This window comes from Streptococcus oralis (genome assembly GCF_001578945.1).
GTDB classification, from domain to species: domain Bacteria; phylum Bacillota; class Bacilli; order Lactobacillales; family Streptococcaceae; genus Streptococcus; species Streptococcus oralis_Q.
This window is the reverse complement of the sequence record NZ_KQ969551.1, coordinates 142,566-145,412: the sequence shown is the minus strand read 5'-3', so window position 1 is coordinate 145,412 and position 2,847 is coordinate 142,566. Positions and strand designations below refer to the sequence as shown.

Annotated in this window: 4 protein-coding genes; all 4 read right to left on the bottom strand. The window is 41.1% G+C overall.

The features are described 5' to 3' along the window. A partial coding sequence (locus SORDD16_RS11600) for a glycosyltransferase family 2 protein (RefSeq protein WP_241733956.1) occupies positions 1-327 on the bottom strand: 327 nt, incomplete at its 3' end. Beyond that, complete coding sequence (locus SORDD16_RS03405) at positions 324-1,160, bottom strand: LicD family protein (protein WP_061452386.1); 837 nt, start codon at positions 1,158-1,160, stop codon at positions 324-326. The genes SORDD16_RS11600 and SORDD16_RS03405, both read right to left, overlap by 4 nt. A gap of 147 nt (positions 1,161-1,307) precedes the next feature. After that, entirely contained in the window at positions 1,308-2,594 is a 1,287-nt protein-coding gene (locus tag SORDD16_RS03400; RefSeq protein WP_061452385.1) for an LCP family protein, read from the bottom strand. Continuing rightward, on the bottom strand, positions 2,591-2,847 hold a 257-nt coding region (locus SORDD16_RS03395; protein ID WP_081215125.1), incomplete at its 5' end, for a prephenate dehydratase. The genes SORDD16_RS03395 and SORDD16_RS03400, both read right to left, overlap by 4 nt.

Here is a 2,847-nt window from a genome sequence, read left to right as displayed (position 1 = left end):
CTCAACTGCACTTACTAAAGTAGCTAGGTAATCCTGGGTAACAAAATCATCGCTATCAATAAAGGTAACCCAAGAACCCGTAGCTAGCTGAATTCCCATATTTCTAGCATTTGAAACACCAGCATTTTCGATATGATAAACCTTGATGTTCTCATACTGGGATGCTAAGTGATCACAGATCAGTCCACTGGAATCAGTAGAACCATCATTGATTAGGATTAACTCAAAATGGGCATAAGTCTGTTGAAGAATTGACTCCACACATCGCTCCAGATAGGCTTCTACATTGTAGACTGGAACGATAACGCTGATTTTTTCTCCCATCATGCTCCATATTCTCCCTTGTACTCTGTGTAGCTCTTGTCCATGTCTGCTATAATGGCGTCATGATGCGGTACTTGCTTGTCCGCTGGTGGCGGTGTCATATAATCCCCAAAAGCAGTGCTGAGATAGGCATCATAACCGACTGGGATGGGCATCTCAGTTCCTTCAAATGGCAAGAAGAGATTGTCCTCAAAGGATGCGATTGGGTATTTGTTTCGCATGTAGCCGGGACCTGAGCATAATTCCGTAATTCCATCGCTCTCAGCTAGACCATACTTGGTCATTTCTTTTTCAGCTTTTTTCCAAATGCGATAACGGAGAGATTTAGGAGTCAAACCGAGTAAAATACGACTTCCCCATTTCATGATGGCACCATGCTTTTCTGGAATAGTTTGGGCGCAAAAGAGTGAATAAATCAATGCCCAACGAACCTGTTTCTTACGCTCAGCTGGATTTTTCGGATAATAATCCAAAGGCAAAACATCCAAGGCCAAACCGTGTGGCAAATCCAAATCCTTTTGATAAGGCTTAATACAAGTGGTTTCCTTATCACGAATGGTAATAAAGAGGTTACGGTCTACAAAATCCTTGTCACTTTTTGATAAGAAATAGCGCTCATCTGCATAACGAGGCCACAGCTCTGCTAATTTTTCATAGTCCTTGCGAGGCATGAAAAAGTCTAAATCATCATCCCAAGGAATGAAACCCTTATTACGAAGGGTACCAATAGCCCCACCACCACAGAGATAGCACAACAAATTATGTTCTTTACAAAACGCGACAAAATATTCAGCCATTTTCAGACTACGAGCCTGAATCGCTTTCAAATCACTCATGTCTCTCCTCTTCTTTTCAAAAACGAGTTATATCGTTTTATTATACCATAAAAAAGCCTTAGAAATCCATCAGATACCGTAAAAAATCAAAGCCCAATCCACCATTTTTACTGGTGAATGAAGCTTTGATTTTTATTTATCTATCTCTTATCTCATTCCCATTTGGGCGAGTTTAGTCCGGTATTTGTTCTGGTCGACAAGTAGACCTTGTCCTCCGTAGACATCATAAGCATCTACCCAATCGCCAAGTTCTGGCACTGTGAGTCTTTCGATACCATTCTGTGCACCTTCGATAACTGATAAGCCATTGGTCAGTAAGAAGGTATATGGTAGGTTGGTAGAAGTCATTCCAAAGACTTTTCCAAGTGCCTCTGATCCTGTAAAGAGTTTGGTTGGATCTTTGATTTGCTCAAGAACTGCTGACATGACCTGCTGCTGACGTTTGGTACGACCATAGTCTCCCTCATCATCATCACGGAAGCGAGCGTAATTGAGCAAGGTTGAGCCATTCATCTGCTGTTTCCCAACTTTAATAGTTTGAGTTGGTGATTCGGTTTCTGTTGCATGAAGGTCATCTCCAACTGTGGCTTCTGTCAGAGGCTGACCATTTAACGTTGAAAACTTGGCGTCTATAGTTACCCCATCAGGAAATAGCGTATCAATAGCAGTTGCAAAGGCTTGGAAATCCACTAGGGCATAGTACTTAATGTCCAAATCAAAGTTATCTTTTAGAACCTTGCGAACCATTTCTGCCCCTTTTTGCCCTTCTTGTTCCCCAAGTTCATAGGCAACATTGAGTTTATTATCCATTTGTTTCTGGCCATTTACAATCTGGCTGTAGCCATCAATATAGACTAGGTTGTCACGCATGAAGCTGACTAGCTTGATTTTCTTATCCGAACCACTGACATTCAGTACCATGATTGTATCGGTACGGGTCTCCGCACTATTTTGACCGATACGGCCATCTGTCCCCATGACTAGGATATTCACCCCATCTTTGGTATCTTGACCATTAAAGACCTCTACTTGAGCTGCTTTTGCATCAGCTGGCCTATTGGTAGAGGTTGCTGACTGGAAACCGCGAAGAAACATAAAAATCATCCCCGCAGCCACACAGGTTATCAACAGTAAAAACCAAATTAAAAATCGTTTGAAAAATTTTCTTGGTTTCTTCTTTTTCACTTTTGGAAGTGAAGTGTTTCTTTGCTGTCTATTTGAACGACTTCGATTAGTGTAGCTAGGAAGATCAATATCAGAGCCCAAAGTTTCCTCATTTTTCTCATAGATTCTACCGTGAGGTGAAGTTCCATCTAGTTTTCTTTGTAGGTAGTCAAATTCTCTCTTTTCTCTGTCATTGAGGTAATGAATATTTTTGAAGAGATAGTCATAACGTAACTGCTCGTGATGACTTAAAGGATTTTCTTTGCTCATTGACTCTCCTTTTCTATATCAGTTATGGTAAAAATCGGGTAGGTTCCCAGTATCTTGTGCTGAATTCCAATAGCTTCTAGTTCTTGTCTGGCAAAATGAACCAGTTCTTTGTCACTATAGTCTACATCGATAATGAAAAAGTATTCGCCCAGTGCTGTCTTGAGTGGACGACTTTCAATTTTTGTCAAGTCAATTCCTCGCCAAGCAAAGGTCGAAAGTGCCTTGTAAAGAGCACCAGGTAGGTTGTCTGGTA